The organism is Convivina praedatoris (genome assembly GCF_933208495.1).
GTDB lineage: Bacteria > Bacillota > Bacilli > Lactobacillales > Lactobacillaceae > Convivina > Convivina praedatoris.
This window is the reverse complement of the sequence record NZ_CAKOET010000001.1, coordinates 51003-69380: the sequence shown is the minus strand read 5'-3', so window position 1 is coordinate 69380 and position 18378 is coordinate 51003. Positions and strand designations below refer to the sequence as shown.

Below are 18378 nucleotides of genomic sequence, written 5' to 3'. Positions count from 1 at the left end.
CTTGCTGTATCTAAGCGCACCTGCGCATTGAAAGGACAATCTCATGTCAGAAGAAAAGACATTTCCAATGACTGCCGAGGGCCGCGATAAGCTGCAGGCAGAACTGGATGATTTAATTACTAACCAACGTCCAGAAATTACAAAACGAATTCAAATCGCCCGTTCGTATGGTGATTTGTCAGAAAACTCAGAATATCAATCAGCTAAGGATGAACAAGCCTTTGTCGAAGGCCGAATCATCACTTTGCGTAAAATGATTGAAAATGCTGAAATCATTAATGCAAATGCCACTGCTAAGGATGAAGTATCACTTGGTAAAGAAGTTACTTTCCAAGAATTACCAGATGAAGACCCTGAAACCTACGCCATTGTTGGTTCAGTCGAAGCTGATCCATTGGCCGGTAAGATTTCTAACGAATCACCAATGGCTGCTGCTCTAATCGGTAAGAAGACGGGCGATACAGTTAATGTTCCGCTTCCTAACGGAGAGAGCATTAAGGTTAAGATTCTAAAAGTTATCACCAAATAAAAAACGCCGTTAGGCGTTTTTTATTTTAAGCAAAACTATGAATATTTCCAATAATTAGGGCCCCGATGATAACTAAGGCAGTCCCAATTAAGATATTACGCATCTGTCCACTCGACTTCTTTTCATGCAAAATGTAGATTCCACCAAATGTTCCCACGATAATACCTAACTGTGAGAAAGTAGTTGCAATTGTTTGACCGATTGATGGAGCAGCAGTTGAGATAAACATGAAAATATTACCCAAAGCCCATGTCAAACCAGTCAAGATGTTGCGCCAAGTTGGCGCTGCAAACATTACCTTTTGTTCCCGGAAAATCAAAATCGCAATCAACAAGGCACCGACCACCTGCCCAATGGCCTGTGGTCCCACAATGGCGGTCATATAATCAATTCCATTGTTAGCAGCCTTGATTGATGGCTTAATGTATTCAATTTTACTCAAGAAATTAGGCAAAACAAAGTACAACATGAAGCCCAAAGTTGAAATAACTAGGTAGAGCAATCCCTTACCATTCAAAGCACTTTCAGCTTTCTTTTCTGACTTTTTGTCAGGCAAAGAAATCAACGTAGCACCAAACACAACTAAGGCAATCGAAATGATACCGACCAACCACATCTTGATGTTGATCCATTCACCCAAGACAGTAGCAGCCATCACAGCGTTCATGATAATCTGAGCAGCCGTTGACAATGGCATTCCAATTGAAACGCCCATCTGCTTAAACATCAAGAACTGGAAAGCCATTCCGACAGCCCAAACTAATCCAGATAGAATTCCAACGACCCAGATTTCTTTACCAAGGTAAATCCCTCGTGGCATAACGAAGAAAAACATGGTTCCTAATCCAAAGAGTAAAGCACCAAAGGTCATACCCAACGTCTGTTGAGCAGCGCTTCCACCCATTTTTGTACTGATAAGACCAACGGATCCCCAGAACAAAGCTGGCAATAAAGCCAGTAAAATTGCAGCATTCATACTAAATACCACTCCTTTTCAAATTAATTACAAGTGATATTGTACACTTGTGAAAACGTTTACACAAGCATTTTATTCATTCCTTAAACAAAAATAAATAGACCCTTATGGGTCTATTTATTTTTACTTATCATATTGTTCTAGATTCCAAGATTCAATTAGCTTAATCAAAAGCTGAGTATAATTAGTATCGGTCGCATAAGAATCGTCCTGCAAAGCCTTGGCAGCTTGCTTATAATTCTTAGCAGCTAAGACATCCTTAAACTGATCCGGATTCCAAGTATTTCCCTTAGCTAACGTTTCCGCATGTTGCTTCATGCTATCCTTCCAGGACTTATAAACTGCGAATCGAGCTTTTTGCGTTTGAGTCTCACCATCAACAACTTCGCTAGTCTCCAAGACAACCGACTTACCAGCCCGTTCGTCCTGAGTTTTTACACCATAGTAGTTGTTGTACTTAGATGACAAAATGGAATTATCCCAGTTCGACTCGTGGGCAGCTTGAGCAATTGAAATAGAAGCTAAGATGCCATATTCCTTACTTAATTCTTGGGCATATGGTGCAATTTTTTTAATAAATTTCAACCGTCGTTCAAACTCAGATTTACCAGAAACAGAAGTTAAGGAAATAACCGTTGGTGCTGGAATGCCATTAGCCTTCATTTCTGAGTAATAAGGCTTCAAATCATCATTGGCAATCCCTAACAATTTTTCAACTACCGCATCAGCATTACCAGACCCCTTCAAGTTATAGACACCGGGATAAACGTAATCATACAACTTATAGGTTGTTTTACCGGAAGGGTTTACTCCCTTCATAAGCTGTGGATACTTGGCTTCCATCTTCTTAATCAGATTTTTATCATCGTAAGCTTGAAGAATTTTAGCACTCGGTACATTAGTTGCCGTGGCAATCGACTGAGCCGTTTGCTCTGGCGTTTGCGTATTACCAATATAAGCATACCCCTCAGGTAGCTGCGGTGCCGCCGTTGGACCAATCGTCATTTGCTTATAAATCGATTCCACATCTTGGGCCGCTGAAAGCAAATAAGTTCCAGCAATCAACTTCTCAGAACCATATTGTTTAGCATACTTAGCAAAGGCGTGAGAACTGCGAATAATCTTTTCTTTTTGCAGCGTATCGCCCATTTCTTGCGGTGTTGATCCCGATTTAATTGTTACCGCTTTAAACTTTGTATCATTGGGATTTAAGGCCTGATAACCCGTATCCGAAATAATTTTAAAAGAAAAATAGGCAATAATAATAACCGCCATTGCTGCCATTAATTTCACGAAGAAACTTCGTTTCTTACGCCTTCTTTTTTGAACCCGCATAATTATTCACCTTATGAAAACTGGATTTTAAATTAAAACAACCAGCCTATAGCCGGTGGTTTTAGTCACTTAATTGGTATTATACACTAAATCATTTTTCGCCCATTAAAGTTTGTACATCACGAGCAATCATTAACTCTTCATTGGTAGGTACAACCAAAACCTTAATCTTAGAATCATCGGTTGACACAATAGCTTCATCACGCATACCGGTATTCTTAGCATCATCAATCGTAACACCAAAGTAGCTAAGCTTTTCAATAATTTCCTTACGGACTTCATAGCCATTTTCACCAATACCTGCGGTAAAGATAATGGCGTCAACTCCGTTCATTTCAGCAATGTACTGACCAACATAACGAACAACTCGGTTAACAAACATATCAATGGCCAAATTAGCATGCTCATTGGTATCGCGAACTGCCTCCAAATCACGCATATCACTTGAGATAGTTGAAATACCCAAAAGGCCAGACTTCTTGTTCAACACATCCATCATTTCTTCGTTTGAAAGATGTTCATGTTCTTGGATGTAGTTAATTAATGACGCATCAACATCTCCAACTCGAGTGGCCATAGTCAACCCAGCCATTGGCGTGAAGCCCATCGAGGTATCATATGACTTACCGTTTTGAACGGCTGTAGCTGAAGCTCCAGCACCCAAGTGCAAAGTAATCAACTTAAGATCGTTAATATCACGATCTAACATTTCAGCAGCACGGTGGGCTACATAACGGTGAGAAGTACCATGGGCTCCATACTTACGAGCTCCATAACGAGTATAGTACTGGTAAGGTAAGGAATAAAGGTAATTAACCTTAGGCATTGTTTGATGGAAAGAAGTGTCAAAGACCGCCACTGATACAGCGTGTGGCAAAATCTTTTGAAAAGCTCGAATACCCATCGCATTGGCTGGGTTATGCAAAGGTGCATAAGCCGCCAAACGCTCAATTTTATGCAAAACTTCTTCGTCAACAACAACTGAACTGTTAAACCATTCCCCACCTGAAACAACACGGTGTCCAACACCAACGATTTCATCAAGGTTTTCAATAATTCCTAGTTCACTCAAATGCTTAAGCATTACATTGATTGCAACTTGGTGATCTTTAACTGGAGCAACAACTTTAAACTTAGCCTTTTTCCCATCGTCAGACAAAGTAATATCCTCAGTTGCGACCACGGAACCATCATTTTGATATTTAATCGTAATAATGGCATCATCCATACCAATTCGTTCGATTAAACCTTGTGCAATAACCTCTTCAGCTGGCATTTCCAATAGTTGAAACTTTAAGGAAGAACTACCCGCATTCACCGCCATTATTTTAGCCATTATTAACCTCTAACTCACATTTTTAAAATTTTACATTATCTGCTACGGTTCAGTTTAACCCAGCTTTTAATATCTTGCAAAAAATCTTCAAAAGCCGTTGGCTCTTTTAAAGGAGGATACGTTCCTACCAAGACCTCTCCCTTAGGATTAGCCTCTCTAGGACGCAAAACCAAGATAGCTTTAGATGCAGCCTCATTTAAAAAATAATTTTTTGGTAACTTAAGAAAAGCCTTCAATTGAGCCTTAGTAGCTAAAAACTTGAGCAACTTTTCATGCTCTGGACCTTCTAAAATATTGGCTGGCACAAGAAAGTAAAGCCATCCAGTGGAAGAAACTAAATTCATCGCCTCTTCAATTAGCAAAAAATGGGCAAAAGATTTCCCTTCAGCTGCACGCAATTCATATTTGTCAGGCACTGTTTGCGGATAATAGCCAACTGGTAAGTCACTAATAACTAGCTGAGCTTTAATTTTTTCATCTGCTGATACTGACAAAACATCGGCTTGATAAAGGTCGGTCTCATCATCGTGCAAAAGTCGATCACTCACATGGGCTAATGCTAACTGAACCTGATCATTATCAAAACCAATCCGCTTTAAATGCACTTGATGGTGCTCAAACACCTCATCAACTGTCCATAACAAATTACCACTGCCAACTGTCATATCTAAAATGGTATCCCCACTTTGGACACCAGCAGTTTGATAGGCTAAGTCGCCTAATAAATAGCCAATTCCATCAGGGGTTAATTGACTATTCATATCGGCATAATCAGTCCGTTTCACCTTTAAAAGTAACAACTGCAAGACATTACGTTTTTCAGTTAAATCTAAACTGACCCAGTCAATCTGCCCCATCTTATTACTTAGAGTTCGACCCTGATTGTCTTGAAAAAGTGGGTTATCCTGGGGTTGCCCATCAACTACGTATTCTAAAACAGCCACTAAAGCGGCTGTTAGACTAACTTTGTAAGTAGTTTGATAGTGTTCTACAACAGAAAAAATGCTGTCAAAATACGCTGGAATTTTACTATTTATCATGTCTTTATTTTAGCGGTTTCCATCCTGATGAGCAACTAAAAGCGAGCGCTGGTAGCTATTATGCCCCTTAAAGTGGATCAATAACTGGTGATCTTTTACCTCAATATGATGCCCCTCCACATCAAAACTAGAATGAGCTTGCTGCCCATAAATAATACTAGCTAAAATTTGGATACGATCAATTTCAGTATTACGATTTAACTCCTGCTGTGCCACCAACTGTTCTTTAAAAATACCATTTTGCAAAACTAAGGCCGCACTCAAACAACCTAACACTAGTAAAGTAGTCACTAAAATATACGCTGGTTGTTTATTTATCATAATGATAATTATCCTTTATTAATTGGTGTGGCAAGAATAGAGAGCCTTCAATTGTGCAACCATTATTTAACTTAAGACGTAAAATCTGATAGCCCGACTGAGCTAAACAAGTAACGAAATCAACATCATGCATTAAAATAACTTGTCCCGCCTGGGGACTGACCACAACTAGTCAATGCTTCATCACTTTTAAGCTGGCGGATTCTCCAGTACTATTTTTTACTAAAATTTCACCTTTGTTAACCCGCTCTAATTGATAGTGCTGTAAATTCAACTGGTTTAGAGCCACTTGTAAATTAATTTGCGGATTTCTTTGACTGCTGTGCTGTAGTTGTTGGCCGACCATTTGAAGACTCATCAACACTAAAACGGTCACGGCCAGAGCGATTAGGGCTTCGATCATCGTGAAGGCTGGTGACTGGTTCCTCAGTCCACTGCTGCCAGGACGCCATCGCTGCTCGTTTTTTTGTTTCTGTTTGACTGCCAATTTTTTCTAACCGCCTTTTTTGCTTTTGAAAATTTACCACTTGTTCATGTTCAAAAGCCACCATCGCTGTAGCGACAATCAAAGCCAATATCCCCTCAGCCAAAACAAAAGCAGGTTTAGCCTTAATGATTGATTTGAAAACGATAGTCGCCCCCTCCTAAACTAAAAATAATTGCTATTTTTTGTTGCAAACCATTTTCTAAAACAATCGTTGTTGGTGCAACATAGCCTGTTGGTAAAATTTTTACTAATTGGCTTTGATGGCAACGGTAATTTTTAGGATAAGTTAAATTTGTATGGTTAAAACTTACTGCTTCCAACCCAAAATTAACATTGACGGGTTGTCCACGTCCCTGGGCTAAGTTCCGTGCGTGTTGCCAGTGACTGTCAAAGCTTGTCTGCCACTGATCTACTTTGACGCCGGGCTGACTACTAAAATGATGCCCCCCAATTAAAATTAATAGGGCAACTACTGCTAAAGTAACAAGGGCTTCTACTAGAGTAAAAGCCTTATTGATGGACTTCATTTTGACTAATACCAATCTTCAAATCCTTAATTTTATCAACCTGTTTCCCATTCAAATAGTGCTCCCTGGCCAAGTCGTCTAAAGTAACATTACTGGCCTCAGGATGTTCATTTTGATATAAATCAACTTGAGTTTGCACCATTGCAACCATCGCTTTAGCATGAGTTTGACTGGCATTTTTTCGTTGTACATTTAAATTTGGTAAGATTAATAGCATTAATAAGCCGATAATAAATAGCACTACTGCTGCTTCAATCAAGGTAAAAGCCTTCGTTTTTTTCATTATTTTCATCAATTCATTCCTCCGATATTTTGATACATGGGTAATAACATCGCTAAGTAAAGACCAACAATGGCCAGACCAACCACGGCAAAAAAGATTGGTTGAAGGCTAGCAATTAAGCGATCTGTCTGTCTTACCAAGGTATTAAACTGTAATTTGGCGTAATAAGCTAAGTAAGCTGATAATTTATCGGCCGTATGCCCTCTGGTAAAATAACCGGCCACTGAAGCATTAAAATAAGGCTGTTGCCAAATGAACGTTTCCAGTGTCCCTCCCTGTGAAAGTCTAGCTTGGGCAAACCGCGCTAGATCAACAACTAAATTATCAGCCGGCTGTTGAACCAATTCTTCAATTATTTCCGGGATAGTTAAACCGCTCGATAAAAGCATAGACAACTGCTGACTAAGCTGGTAAGTTAGGGCTGTTTTTACCAATCCACCAATAATTGGTAAATGTACTAGTAAATTAAGCTGTGATAAGGATGTTTTTTTAGTCCACCAGTACCAAATCATCAAGCTAGCAACTAATGCGGCTAATCCAAACCCTACTAATAGCCAATCAAATCGACTATCAACCACATTAGCTGATGACCATTGACTCATAATTGGATATAAAAAATAACGTAGAGCTATTAACATAAGTGCTAATAACACCAATAAAATTACTGGATAGCGCATTACTTGTTTTAATTTTTCTTCTTGCTGGCTAATTCTAGATAGATTTCTCCCTAAAATAATTAATGTTTGGGCTAAGTCTCCATGTTTCTTAGCCAAAGAGAGTTGTAATGCAATTGCCGTACTGATAAAAGGTTGCAGAGCTTCTACCAAACTACTACCCTGAGCCAATTTCTTTTGTACATAAATCAATTTTTGCTGCCACTGGGGATGACTTTTTTCTAAAACATCCAAACTACGTACAATACTATAACCAGAATCCAATAGCTCCCCCAACTCTTGGAAAAAAAGGACTTGATCATGTCGTTTGAATTTTTTTAAATTGCTGGTAGGTTGCCGATGTAATTTTTTGAGCTTGTAAAGCAGCATTCATTCCCTCCTCCCAGGTATTACTTAGTTGTTGATCTTGTTTAAACCAGAATTCAGCCAAGGCAGCTACTTTCTCACCTATAGCTGGTAACAAACGTTGATAAATTGTGCCTTGTAGCGCCACATCCAATTGCCCAGCATCCACGCCCAACTCCAGTAACCGGAGCCGAACATCATGGGCTGAGAGCGCATGAATAGTTGATAAAACTAAATGTCCACTTAAAGCTGCCTGAAGCGCTGCCTTAGCTGTAGCTTGGTCACGAATCTCACCCACTAATAGGATTTCTGGTCGATGCCTTAAAGCAACCTTGATTAATTCTTGATATCCAATGCCAGCTGCTTCATTAACTTGTAACTGCACAAAATTCGGTTCATAAATTTCAACGGGATCTTCAATCGTTAAAATTAAACGTTCTTTTTGAAATTTCCGTAATAATTCATACAACGTGGTTGTTTTTCCTGAGCCAGTTGGACCGGCAATCACAAATAAACCAGCATCCGGTAAGCCATCTTTCAAAGTTTCAAATTGATCGGAAAACAGCCAATTTAATCCACTTTGCTGATCGTAAATAAAGCGTAGTACTACGGTTTCTCTATCTAGAAAATCACCAACAGTCGAAACTCGTATCCATATATTTTCAAAAGTAAATCGCCCCAATTGAGGACGACGACTTTCAGAAATATTCATCTCGCTACGATATTTAATCGTAGCGATAAATTGCTGGGCATCCTCTAGTGATAGTTTTCGCAATAGATGAGACTGGCCCTGGCTATGATACTTTAGCTGATATTCCGACTGGTAGGGTAATAGGTATAGATCACTAGCCCGCAGTTGCATTACTTCTTTTAACACACTATCAATTGACATATCTTCTCCTTTGCCTCACAGCTATAATACGGAGCCAGACTAAAAAAATAACAAAAAAAAATCCCTAAGGATTCTTCAGTAACATTATTAATTATTTTGTTGTGCAGCCTTAACGGTATTTTCTAATAAAGTGGCAATTGTCATTGGCCCAACACCACCAGGTACTGGGGTAATATAGTCAGCCACCTGACTGGCCGAGGAATAATCAACATCACCCGTTGCCTTACCATCAACGACATTCATCCCCACATCAATCACGACACAGCCTGGTTTCAAATCTTCCCCTAACAAGAAATCTGGTTGTCCAACACCAACTACCACTAAATCAGCTTGTTTCAAAAAAGACTTTAATTTTTCCGCTGGTGTATAACGATGGCTTAAAATCACGGTTGCGTCAGCGTTATTTAATAGTGCTGCCATTGGACGTCCAAATAATTGGGAACGTCCAATAACCAAGGCCGTTTTCCCAACTAGATCAATCTGATAGTGCTTGAGTAAGGTCATCACACCTTGCGGGGTAGCCGCGACCGTGTATGGTAAGGGTGAATCTTCAAATAACAGTCCCTGATTGACTGCCCCCAGACCATCTACATCTTTATTTGGTTCAACAGTTGAAAAAATAATTTGTTCATTAACTGCTTCAGGTAAAGGACTTTGAATTAAAATACCAGTAATTGTGTGGTCTTGATTTAAATTTCGTACAATTTCTTGAACTGATTCAGTAGTTGCATCGGCCGGAACAGGAATATCTTTGGTTTCAATGCCAACCTTAGCAGCCTGGCGAGCTTTCATTCCCACATATAAGTCACTTCCTGCATTTTCGGGATCGTAAACAACTGCCAAACATACTGGCTTAGCCAACTGCTTAACGGCCTGAGAAGTTTGCTCATTAATAATTTGAGCTAAAGCCTTACCATCTAAAATTTTACTCATAATATTATTCTCCCAGATTTGCATGATAAACTAGATATTGAATCAATTTTAACATTGGGGGAGGCACTATGTCCGATAATCGTATTAACTGGGATCAATATTTTATTGCCCAAGCTGCAATTTTATCTACTCGTTCAACATGCAATCGACTACATGTTGGTGCTATTCTAGTTTATGAAAATCGTATTATTGCCAGCGGCTATAATGGTGCCGTTTCCGGTACACCCCATTGTACTGAAGTCGGTGACTATATGGTTGACGGCCATTGCGTGCGCGCTGTTCATGCTGAACAAAACGCCCTAATTCAAGCAGCCAAAATGGGTATTGCTGTTAACGGTGCTCACTTATATGTAACGGATGCTCCCTGCTTACAATGCACTAAATTATTACTCCAAGCTGGGATTACCTCTATCAAATTCATGCGAAATTATCGCAATGACGAATTTGCCCAATCCCTCTTAGCTGAAAAACAGGTGCCCTTGATTCACGTCCCCTTTGAGACTAAAACTGCTAATCAAATTAATTTAGAACAATTCATTAACATCACGGAATAAAAAGAGGTAAAAACATGAGTCAAAACGAAACTGTCTACTTAGATTTAGCCCAGACAATCCTAACTGAAGGGACCTTTAAAGAAGACCGTACTGGGACTGGTACCTATTCAATTTTTGGTACACAGATGCGCTTTAATTTAGCTGAAGGTTTTCCAATTTTAACCACCAAAAAAGTTTTCTTTGGATTAATCAAAAGTGAATTACTATGGTTTTTACGAGGCGATAACAACATCCGCTTTTTACTCGAACACAATAATCACATTTGGGATGAATGGGCCTTTAAAAAATGGATTGAATCCGATCAATATCAAGGACCAGATATGACCGATTTTGGTCGCCGAGCACCCCTTGATGCTGATTTTAATGCCCACTATCAAGAACAAAAACAAATCTTTATCGATCGTATTTTAAACGATGATGCCTTCATGGAAGAATTTGGATACATTGGCGAAGTTTACGGTAAACTCTGGCGTAATTGGGCCAGTGTCCTCCCAGATGGCGACAGTACAGATCAGGTTAGCCGCCTAATTAATGAAATTAAAACCAACCCTAATTCCCGTCGCCTGATTTTATCGGCCTGGAATGCGGAAACCACACCTCAAGCACCCTTACCATCTTGTCATGTATTGAGTCAATATTATGTGGCTGATGGCAAATTAAGCGCTCAGTTATACCAACGATCTGGTGATTTCTTCCTCGGTGTACCTTTTAATATTGCCAGCTACTCCCTCTTGATTCATATGATTGCAGCTCAAACAGGTTATCAAGTTGGCGACTTTGTTCACACAATTGGCGATACCCACATCTACAAAAACCATGTAAATCAGGTCCAGGAACAATTACAGCGCCCTCAGCATCCTCTCCCCCAACTTTGGTTAAATCCAGCTGTTAAATCAATCTTTGATTACACCATGGATGATATTAAATTAATTGACTATACTAGCGAACCGGCGATTAAAGCGCCTGTCGCTGTCTAAACCAAAAAGGACGACCTAGCGGTCGTCCTTTTTATTGATTAACTTTGCTGCTCAGTTCGCTGGCGGTCACGATCCATAATCGTTTTTAAATATTTTCCAGTATAAGAATGCTGATCTTTAGCTACTTTTTCCGGTGTACCAGCCACCAAAATTTTACCACCGCCAGCCCCCCCTTCAGGGCCTAAATCAATCAACCAATCAGCTGATTTAATGACATCCAAATTGTGTTCAATCACGATCACGGTATTGCCAGCATCAACCAATCGGTTTAATACTTCAAGCAGACGAGCAATATCATCGGTATGCAAACCAGTCGTTGGTTCATCCAAAATATAGACTGTTTTACCATTCGTCCGACGATGTAGTTCTGAAGCCAATTTCATCCGTTGGGCTTCTCCACCAGACAAAGTTGTCGCCGACTGACCTAATTTCACGTAGCCTAAGCCAACATCGTTAATGGTTTGTAAGCGACGAGCAATTTTAGGAATCGGAGCAAAGAACTCTAAGGCTTGTGCGGCCGTCATATCCAATACTTGGGCAATTGTCTTACCCTTATAAGTAACTTCCAATGTCTCTGAATTATAACGAGTCCCATTGCAGACTTCACAGGCCACATAAACATCCGGCAGGAAGTTCATTTCAATTTTAATAACGCCATCACCACGACAGTTTTCACAACGGCCACCCTTAGTATTAAAGGAGAAACGCCCCTTGTTATACCCCCGTAGTTTGGCTTCATTGGTCTGGGCAAATAATTCCCGAATATCATCAAAAACACCAGTATAAGTAGCTGGATTAGAACGTGGCGTACGCCCAATTGGCGATTGATCAATATCGACTACCTGTTCAATATTCTCAATTCCCTCAATCGCACGATAAACACCCGGTTTTTGCGAATTATGATTTAACTTTTGCTTCAGCACCCGTTTCAACACAGTATTAATCAAGGTTGATTTTCCAGATCCAGAAACACCCGTGACAGCCACAAACTTACCCAAAGGGAATTTAGCAGTGACGTTTTTTAAATTATTTTCCTTGACTCCGCGCAAAATAATTTCATTGCCATTACCCTTACGACGTTTTTCAGGTACAGGAATGAAACGCTTACCGGACAAATATTGACCAGTCAGAGATTTAGGGTTATTAGCCACAGTTTTTGGCGTGCCAGCAGCGACAATTTTACCTCCTAATGAACCGGCCCCCGGGCCGACATCAATCAGATAATCAGCAGCCAACATGGTATCTTCATCGTGTTCCACGACTACCAAAGTATTGCCTAAATCACGCATACTTTGCATCGAACGCAAGAGCATGTCGTTATCCCGTTGATGGAGCCCAATTGATGGCTCATCGAGTACATACAATACCCCCGATAAATTAGAACCGATTTGGGTCGCTAAACGAATCCGCTGCGATTCCCCTCCTGATAACGTTCGAGCCGAACGTGCTAGAGTCAAATACTGTAGACCAACACTTTTTAAAAATCCCAAACGATCGCGAATTTCCTTAATAATCGGACGGGCAATTTCTTGATCCTGCGGTCCTAATTGAATATCTTTAAAGAATTCGATTTCATCTTCAACCGATAGCTCGGCCAACTGACCAATATTAGTTCCTTTGACCTTGACTGATAAAGCAGCGGCATTTAAACGGTACCCATGACAAACTTTACAAGTTAATTCAGTCATGTATTGCGCCATCTGATCCCGCGTAAAATCAGAATTGGTTTCATTAAAGCGCCGACTAATGTTATTTAGTACTCCTTCAAAAGGAATATCAACATCCCGAACACCACCAAAGTCATTTTTATAATGGAAATGGAATTCTTTAGTACCGGATCCTTCTAAAATGAGATCTCTTTTTTCCTTAGACAACTTTTTAAATGGTGTATCTAAGTCAATTTTAAATTGTTTACAAAACTGCGCTAACATTTCGGGATAATAATTCGAAGAAATTGGATTCCAAGGAGCAATGGCCCCTTCGCGCAAAGTTTTTTCAGGGTCAGGAATAATCAAATCCATATCCACTTCCCGGGTCACACCCAGTCCCTGACAAGCCGGGCAGGCTCCCATTGGCGCATTGAAGCTGAACAAACGAGGCTCTAACCGCCCAACCCGAAAATCACCTAAATCACCCAAATAATGGTCTGAAAACTTTAAGGGGGCTATCGGATCACTATCTCCCCGGGTGACGATATCCAATTCCACTAGGCCACCAGTTAGGTTAGCCGCTGCTTCCATAGAATCGTACAAACGAGAACGAGCATCTTCGCGTAAAACAATTCGATCGATCATGACATCAATGCTATGAACTTTATTACGATCTAGTTCTAAATCAGTCTGCTCATCTAATTCTACAATTACACCGTCAATCCGAGCCCGAATATAGCCTTGCTTCCGCATTTTTTCGAAAGTCCCCAAATGACTGCCTCGTTTAGCCTGAATAACTGGAGCAAAAACTTGTAAACGGGTTCCTTCAGCTAAATGATTTTGCGTGTATTCCACCATCTGGTCAATCGTGTACATAATTTTCGTACCGTCGGCGGGATCATCTGGTTTTCCAACACGGGCAAACAATAACCGAAAATAATCATTAATTTCAGTAACCGTTCCCACTGTTGATCGTGGGTTATTGGAAGTTGTTTTTTGGTCAATTGAAATCGCCGGAGACAACCCGTCAATTGAGTCAACATCCGGTTTATCCATTTGTCCCAAAAACTGACGAGCATAGGAACTTAGACTTTCGACATAGCGCCGTTGACCTTCGGCATATAAGGTATCAAAGGCTAAAGAAGACTTCCCTGAACCTGATAAACCGGTAATTACTGTTAACTGATCTTTAGGAATATCCACATTAATATTCTTTAAATTATGAGCACGAGCGCCTCGTATCTCAATTACATCTTTTGCCATCTTCATCCTTCCCTTTATAGTCCAGCTTGGGCCTTTAAAGTCATGATACTATCCCGTAAATTGGCAGCCGTTTCGAAGTCAAGATCTTTAGCTGCGGCCTTCATTTGACCTGTCATATTTTCTAAGATTGTATTCTGTTCGTCACGGGGTAGGTCATTAAAAGCGACCTTAGTCAAATCGAGTTGATCATCATCATGATTGACAGCATGAGTAACGGTAATTAAATCTCTAATATCTTTTTTAATTGTCGTTGGTGTAATTCCATGCGCCTTATTATAGGACATTTGAATATCACGCCGTCGCTGAGTCTCATCCATGGCCTCTTGCATCGACTTAGTAACCTTATCGGCATACATAATGACATGTCCATTTTGGTTACGAGCAGCTCGCCCAATCGTTTGAATTAAAGAACGTGGATTACGCAAGAAACCTTCTTTATCAGCGTCTAAAATGGCAACTAAGGACGTTTCAGGTACATCAATCCCTTCTCGTAAAAGATTAATCCCAACTAAGACATCATACTTACCTAAACGTAAATCCCGAATAATGGTTGTTCGCTCTAAAGTTTTAATATCGGAATGTAAATAAGCAACCTTAATGCCTAAATCTTTGAAATAGTCCGTCAAATCTTCTGACATTCGTTTAGTTAAAGTTGTAATAAAAACTCGCTCATCAGCTTCTGCCCGTTTATTAATTTCAGCCACCAAATCATCAACCTGGCCCATAACTGGACGCACTTCAATCGTTGGATCCAACAGACCCGTTGGCCGAATAATTTGCTCCACGATATCTGCCTTGGGTACCCGAGCTAACTCATAATCGCCTGGTGTCGCCGACATATAGATAATTTGATGGACATGTTTTTCAAATTCAGGTAACTTCAAGGGACGATTATCTAAAGCTGATGGTAAACGGAAGCCATAATCAACCAAAGTCTGCTTACGGGCTCGATCACCATTGTACATTCCTCGTACCTGCGGCATCGTGACGTGACTTTCATCGACAACAATTAAAAAGTCCTTAGGGAAGAAATCAAGCAAGGTAAAGGGCGCTTCGCCGGCTTGACGCCCATCCATCCAGCGTGAATAGTTCTCAATTCCGCTGGTAAAACCCATCTCTGCTAACATGGCTAAATCATACTCAGTCCGCTGTTTAATTCGCTGGGCTTCTAGTAATTTACCTTCGGATTCAAAGACCTTAACCTGCTCTTCCATTTCTCCTCGGATACCAGTTAAGGCCACTTTCATGCGTTCATCATCAGTCATAAAGTGCTTAGCTGGGAAAATAGCCACATGCTCGCGTTCACTAACGGTCTCACCAGTTAGTGAATTAATTTCTCGGATACGGTCAATTTCATCCCCAAAAAATTCAATTCGTAAGGCAATTTCATCCTGTGAGGCTGGGAAAATTTCGACAACATCCCCTCGCACTCGGAAAGTCCCACGCTGAAAGTCTAAATCGTTACGGGTGAATTGTACGTCAACTAAATCCCGCATCAACTGAGTTCTTCCATACTCACGACCAACGCGCAAACTAATCACGTGGTCTTGATACTGGCGGGGATCTCCCAATCCAAAAATTGAGCTAACCGAAGCCACTACAATCGTGTCATTGCGTTCAAACAGCGAACTAGTCGCTGAGTTCCGTAATTTATCAATTTCATCGTTAACCGAAGAATCTTTTTCAATGAAGGTATCCGAACTGGGTACATAGGCTTCGGGCTGATAATAATCATAATAAGAAACGAAGTATTCTACTGCACTATTAGGAAAGAATTCTTTTAATTCACTATAAAGTTGTCCCGCCAAAGTCTTGTTATGACTTAAAACTAGGGTTGGTTTATTATTTTGAGCAATCACATTGGAAATGGTGAAAGTTTTTCCGGTTCCAGTCGCCCCTAATAAAATTTGTTCCTTAACACCGGCTTTAAGACCATCAACCAGCTTATTAATCGCCTTAGGTTGATCACCGGTGGGTTGATACTTTGATACCACTTCAAATTGGTGGTCATCCTCTTGTGTAATCATGTACGCCCCACTGTCATTTACTTTATTAAACCTTATTATAACAAAAAAACGAACAAGCGTTCTAATGAACGACTTGTTCGCACGATGTTTATTTAGCATTACCATTACTATATTCAGGTGCATCGGTAGTATAGTCATCGGTACTAGAATGACCATTATTTTTGGCCAGTACACTTGATGGGTTACTTTCTTGATTACGCTTTAAAATTTTTAAGGCAGCTGATTTTTGATAGTCAAATTCCTTTTTATTAACAGCATGAAAATTACTGCGCGAAGTATCAAAGCGGAGCAAATCTCCTGTAATAATTTTATCCGAGTAAGAGAGTGATTTATCGGCATAATCTTGTGCCTTTTTAGCAGCCGCCTTTAATTCTGGATCTTGGTCAAGGCTGAGCGTTTCACCAGTCTCAGTATTGAAGTACTGATTACGGTACTTCATGTATTTCGGCGTTACCCAATCACCATCACGGAAAACCACGATTTGAGAGTCAGCTGTAGATAGTAAATCATGGCCAAACATAGTCATACCAGTGGTTGGCACACCCAACAAATCCAATAAGGTTGGCATCATGTCAATTTCACCACCATAAGTATGATTAACACCGCCCGCCAAACCAGTCGCATGAATCATAAAGGGCACCTTTTGGAACTGAGCCAAATCATAATTATTCACACTACTCTTACCCAATAACTGGGCAATCGCTGGCTGATGGTTTTCGGAAATACCATAGTGATCACCATAGAGAACAAAGACCGAATTATCATACAATCCAACCTTCTTCATGTAATCAATGAATTCACCAAAAGCTTGGTCCAAGTAGTGAGCTGTCTGGACGTAACCATCAACCGTATTATCCCCGGTTTTGGTGGCTGGGAAGGAAATATTTTGTTTATCCAATTCATATGGATAGTGGTTGGTTACCGTAATCAACTTAGCATAAAACGGTTGTGGTAACTGTTCGATATACTGAGCCGAATCTTTGAGAAAAATTTTATCCTTCAAGCCATAACCAACGTTGTTACTTGATTTTTTAGCATTAGGATAAAACTCTTTAGAAAAATAATAGTTATAACCAAAGGACTTATAAGTATTATTTCGATTCCAGAAGGTTCCCACGTCTCCGTGAAAAGCAGCCGAAGTATAGCCTTGCTGCGCCAAAACGGCTGGCATGGCTTCAAAAGTATTGTTGGTCCCATACTTAACCATCGCCGACCCCGTGGCCAAACCATAAAGACTATTTTCCTGCATCATTTCCGCATCGGAGGTCTTCCCTTGGCCAACTTGATTATAAAAATTATCATAACTCAGTGTATTTTGATCATGATAGAATTGATTCAAATTAGGCGTTACTTCTTGACCATCAACCTTATAATCGATTAAAAACTGCTGGAATGATTCCAAATGAATCACAAAAACGTTTTTACCCTTTTGTGTGCCATAATATTGGACATTAGCGGGGGTTTGATTTTGAGCCGTAAAGGCCTGAATTTTCTTTAAATCAGCTGGTTTAGCCTGCTTGCGACTATTGGATTGATTGTAGGTTTGGACAGCATTGAAAACCACATACTCATTAAGTCCTAAATATTTAACAATATAATTGTTATCAAAGGAACGAGTTAGCAGACCCGAACGATCAACCGAAGCAATACCGTAGTCAACAAACATCAAAACCACGCCTAACAGAGTAGTTAAAACGGCGTATCGTTTTTGGATGCCTTTTTTATCAATTTTAATTTGATGGAAAATCAATAAAAGAACCAGCAAGATAATATCTAAGAAAATCAAATAATCAGACAGATGAATAATTGCCACAATTGACTTACCTAGATTATTCCCAGTCGAACTCCCTGATCCAATAATACCAATCGATAAAAAGTCTGAAAATTCGCGATAGTACAAAACATTAGCAAACAGCCACATTGATTGAATCAAATTCATGACAATCGCTAGCCAATAACTCAGGGCACCTCGGAAGTATAAAGCCAGACTCAATAAAATAATCGCCGTTGGAATGGGGTTTAAAATCAACAAAAACTGTTGGATCGGACCCACAACCCCTAAATTAAAGTTCATCAAATAATTAACATATGTTTTAACCCAAACTAAAATAACATTTAGGATAAAAAACCAAACAATGGGCGCGGAAGAATCCGTTGTTTTCTTAAGTTGTTGCCACCACTGCTTCGGGCTTAACACCTGCTTCAAAAAGGACATCATATTTTTTCCTCA

17 protein-coding genes are annotated in these 18378 nt (G+C 40.0%); 3 read left to right on the top strand and 14 right to left on the bottom strand.

Annotated features, from left to right (window positions below):
• Nucleotides 1-43 precede the first annotated feature (43 nt).
• Nucleotides 44-529, top strand: coding sequence for a transcription elongation factor GreA (greA, locus tag M4974_RS00380; protein ID WP_248705709.1), 486 nt, complete (start codon nt 44-46; stop codon nt 527-529).
• A 25-nt stretch (nt 530-554) separates the two neighbouring features.
• Here greA and M4974_RS00375 read toward each other — a convergent pair whose 3' ends face one another.
• The 11 genes from M4974_RS00375 to M4974_RS00325 form a co-directional block, all read right to left on the bottom strand.
• Nucleotides 555-1505, bottom strand: coding sequence for a GRP family sugar transporter (locus M4974_RS00375; protein ID WP_248705710.1), 951 nt, complete (start codon nt 1503-1505; stop codon nt 555-557).
• 123 nt (nt 1506-1628) lie between these two features.
• Nucleotides 1629-2840 (bottom strand): endolytic transglycosylase MltG, encoded by a 1212-nt coding sequence (locus tag M4974_RS00370; RefSeq protein WP_248705711.1) that lies wholly within the window; start codon nt 2838-2840, stop codon nt 1629-1631.
• A 91-nt stretch (nt 2841-2931) separates the two neighbouring features.
• Complete coding sequence (locus M4974_RS00365; protein WP_248705712.1) at nt 2932-4176, bottom strand: acetate/propionate family kinase; 1245 nt, start codon at nt 4174-4176, stop codon at nt 2932-2934.
• A 35-nt stretch (nt 4177-4211) separates the two neighbouring features.
• A complete protein-coding gene (locus M4974_RS00360; protein WP_248705713.1) occupies nt 4212-5216 on the bottom strand; it encodes a class I SAM-dependent methyltransferase in 1005 nt (334 codons plus the stop codon).
• Between the two features lie 9 nt (nt 5217-5225).
• A complete protein-coding gene (locus M4974_RS00355) occupies nt 5226-5537 on the bottom strand; it encodes a hypothetical protein (RefSeq protein ID WP_248705714.1) in 312 nt (103 codons plus the stop codon).
• 296 nt (nt 5538-5833) lie between these two features.
• Nucleotides 5834-6106 carry a hypothetical protein gene (locus tag M4974_RS00350; RefSeq protein ID WP_248705715.1) on the bottom strand — a complete coding sequence of 91 codons (273 nt, stop codon included), beginning with the start codon at nt 6104-6106 and terminating at the stop codon, nt 5834-5836.
• Nucleotides 6107-6146: 40 nt separating this feature from the next.
• Nucleotides 6147-6551, bottom strand: a complete 405-nt coding sequence (locus M4974_RS00345) for a prepilin-type N-terminal cleavage/methylation domain-containing protein (RefSeq protein ID WP_248715701.1) — start codon at nt 6549-6551, stop codon at nt 6147-6149.
• Nucleotides 6535-6843, bottom strand: a complete 309-nt coding sequence (gene comGC, locus M4974_RS00340) for a competence type IV pilus major pilin ComGC (RefSeq protein WP_248705717.1) — start codon at nt 6841-6843, stop codon at nt 6535-6537. The genes M4974_RS00345 and comGC overlap by 17 nt, the downstream gene beginning before the upstream one ends.
• Entirely contained in the window at nt 6843-7877 is a 1035-nt protein-coding gene (gene comGB / locus M4974_RS00335) for a competence type IV pilus assembly protein ComGB (protein WP_248715700.1), read from the bottom strand. The genes comGC and comGB overlap by 1 nt, the downstream gene beginning before the upstream one ends.
• A complete protein-coding gene (comGA, locus tag M4974_RS00330; protein ID WP_455423673.1) occupies nt 7807-8739 on the bottom strand; it encodes a competence type IV pilus ATPase ComGA in 933 nt (310 codons plus the stop codon). The genes comGB and comGA overlap by 71 nt, the downstream gene beginning before the upstream one ends.
• Nucleotides 8740-8832: 93 nt before the next feature.
• Entirely contained in the window at nt 8833-9678 is an 846-nt protein-coding gene (locus M4974_RS00325; RefSeq protein ID WP_248705720.1) for a bifunctional 5,10-methylenetetrahydrofolate dehydrogenase/5,10-methenyltetrahydrofolate cyclohydrolase, read from the bottom strand.
• Nucleotides 9679-9746: 68 nt separating this feature from the next.
• Between M4974_RS00325 and M4974_RS00320 the strand changes: the two genes are divergently transcribed.
• Nucleotides 9747-10232 (top strand): deoxycytidylate deaminase, encoded by a 486-nt coding sequence (locus M4974_RS00320; protein ID WP_248705721.1) that lies wholly within the window; start codon nt 9747-9749, stop codon nt 10230-10232.
• 14 nt (nt 10233-10246) lie between these two features.
• On the top strand, nt 10247-11209 hold the full coding sequence (locus M4974_RS00315) for a thymidylate synthase (protein WP_248705722.1): 963 nt from the start codon (nt 10247-10249) through the stop codon (nt 11207-11209).
• 38 nt (nt 11210-11247) lie between these two features.
• Here the strand turns inward: M4974_RS00315 and uvrA are convergent, their stop codons facing one another.
• The 3 genes from uvrA to M4974_RS00300 all read right to left on the bottom strand — a co-directional run bounded on the left by uvrA (nt 11248) and on the right by M4974_RS00300 (nt 18366).
• A complete protein-coding gene (gene uvrA / locus M4974_RS00310) occupies nt 11248-14121 on the bottom strand; it encodes an excinuclease ABC subunit UvrA (protein WP_248705723.1) in 2874 nt (957 codons plus the stop codon).
• 14 nt (nt 14122-14135) lie between these two features.
• Entirely contained in the window at nt 14136-16148 is a 2013-nt protein-coding gene (gene uvrB, locus M4974_RS00305) for an excinuclease ABC subunit UvrB (protein ID WP_248705724.1), read from the bottom strand.
• A gap of 88 nt (nt 16149-16236) precedes the next feature.
• Nucleotides 16237-18366, bottom strand: coding sequence for an LTA synthase family protein (locus M4974_RS00300; protein WP_248705725.1), 2130 nt, complete (start codon nt 18364-18366; stop codon nt 16237-16239).
• Between the last annotated feature and the right edge of the window lie 12 nt (nt 18367-18378).

Coding starts and splice junctions, on each gene's coding strand:
- greA (WP_248705709.1), top strand. CDS start 44: ATGTCAGAAGAAAAGACATTTCCAATGACTGCCGAGGGCCGCGATAAG.
- M4974_RS00375 (WP_248705710.1), bottom strand. CDS start 1,505: ATGAATGCTGCAATTTTACTGGCTTTATTGCCAGCTTTGTTCTGGGGA.
- M4974_RS00370 (WP_248705711.1), bottom strand. CDS start 2,840: ATGCGGGTTCAAAAAAGAAGGCGTAAGAAACGAAGTTTCTTCGTGAAA.
- M4974_RS00365 (WP_248705712.1), bottom strand. CDS start 4,176: ATGGCTAAAATAATGGCGGTGAATGCGGGTAGTTCTTCCTTAAAGTTT.
- M4974_RS00360 (WP_248705713.1), bottom strand. CDS start 5,216: ATGATAAATAGTAAAATTCCAGCGTATTTTGACAGCATTTTTTCTGTT.
- M4974_RS00355 (WP_248705714.1), bottom strand. CDS start 5,537: ATGATAAATAAACAACCAGCGTATATTTTAGTGACTACTTTACTAGTG.
- M4974_RS00345 (WP_248715701.1), bottom strand. CDS start 6,551: ATGAAGTCCATCAATAAGGCTTTTACTCTAGTAGAAGCCCTTGTTACT.
- comGC (WP_248705717.1), bottom strand. CDS start 6,843: ATGAAAATAATGAAAAAAACGAAGGCTTTTACCTTGATTGAAGCAGCA.
- comGB (WP_248715700.1), bottom strand. CDS start 7,877: ATGCTGCTTTACAAGCTCAAAAAATTACATCGGCAACCTACCAGCAAT.
- M4974_RS00325 (WP_248705720.1), bottom strand. CDS start 9,678: ATGAGTAAAATTTTAGATGGTAAGGCTTTAGCTCAAATTATTAATGAG.
- M4974_RS00320 (WP_248705721.1), top strand. CDS start 9,747: ATGTCCGATAATCGTATTAACTGGGATCAATATTTTATTGCCCAAGCT.
- M4974_RS00315 (WP_248705722.1), top strand. CDS start 10,247: ATGAGTCAAAACGAAACTGTCTACTTAGATTTAGCCCAGACAATCCTA.
- uvrA (WP_248705723.1), bottom strand. CDS start 14,121: ATGGCAAAAGATGTAATTGAGATACGAGGCGCTCGTGCTCATAATTTA.
- uvrB (WP_248705724.1), bottom strand. CDS start 16,148: ATGATTACACAAGAGGATGACCACCAATTTGAAGTGGTATCAAAGTAT.
- M4974_RS00300 (WP_248705725.1), bottom strand. CDS start 18,366: ATGATGTCCTTTTTGAAGCAGGTGTTAAGCCCGAAGCAGTGGTGGCAA.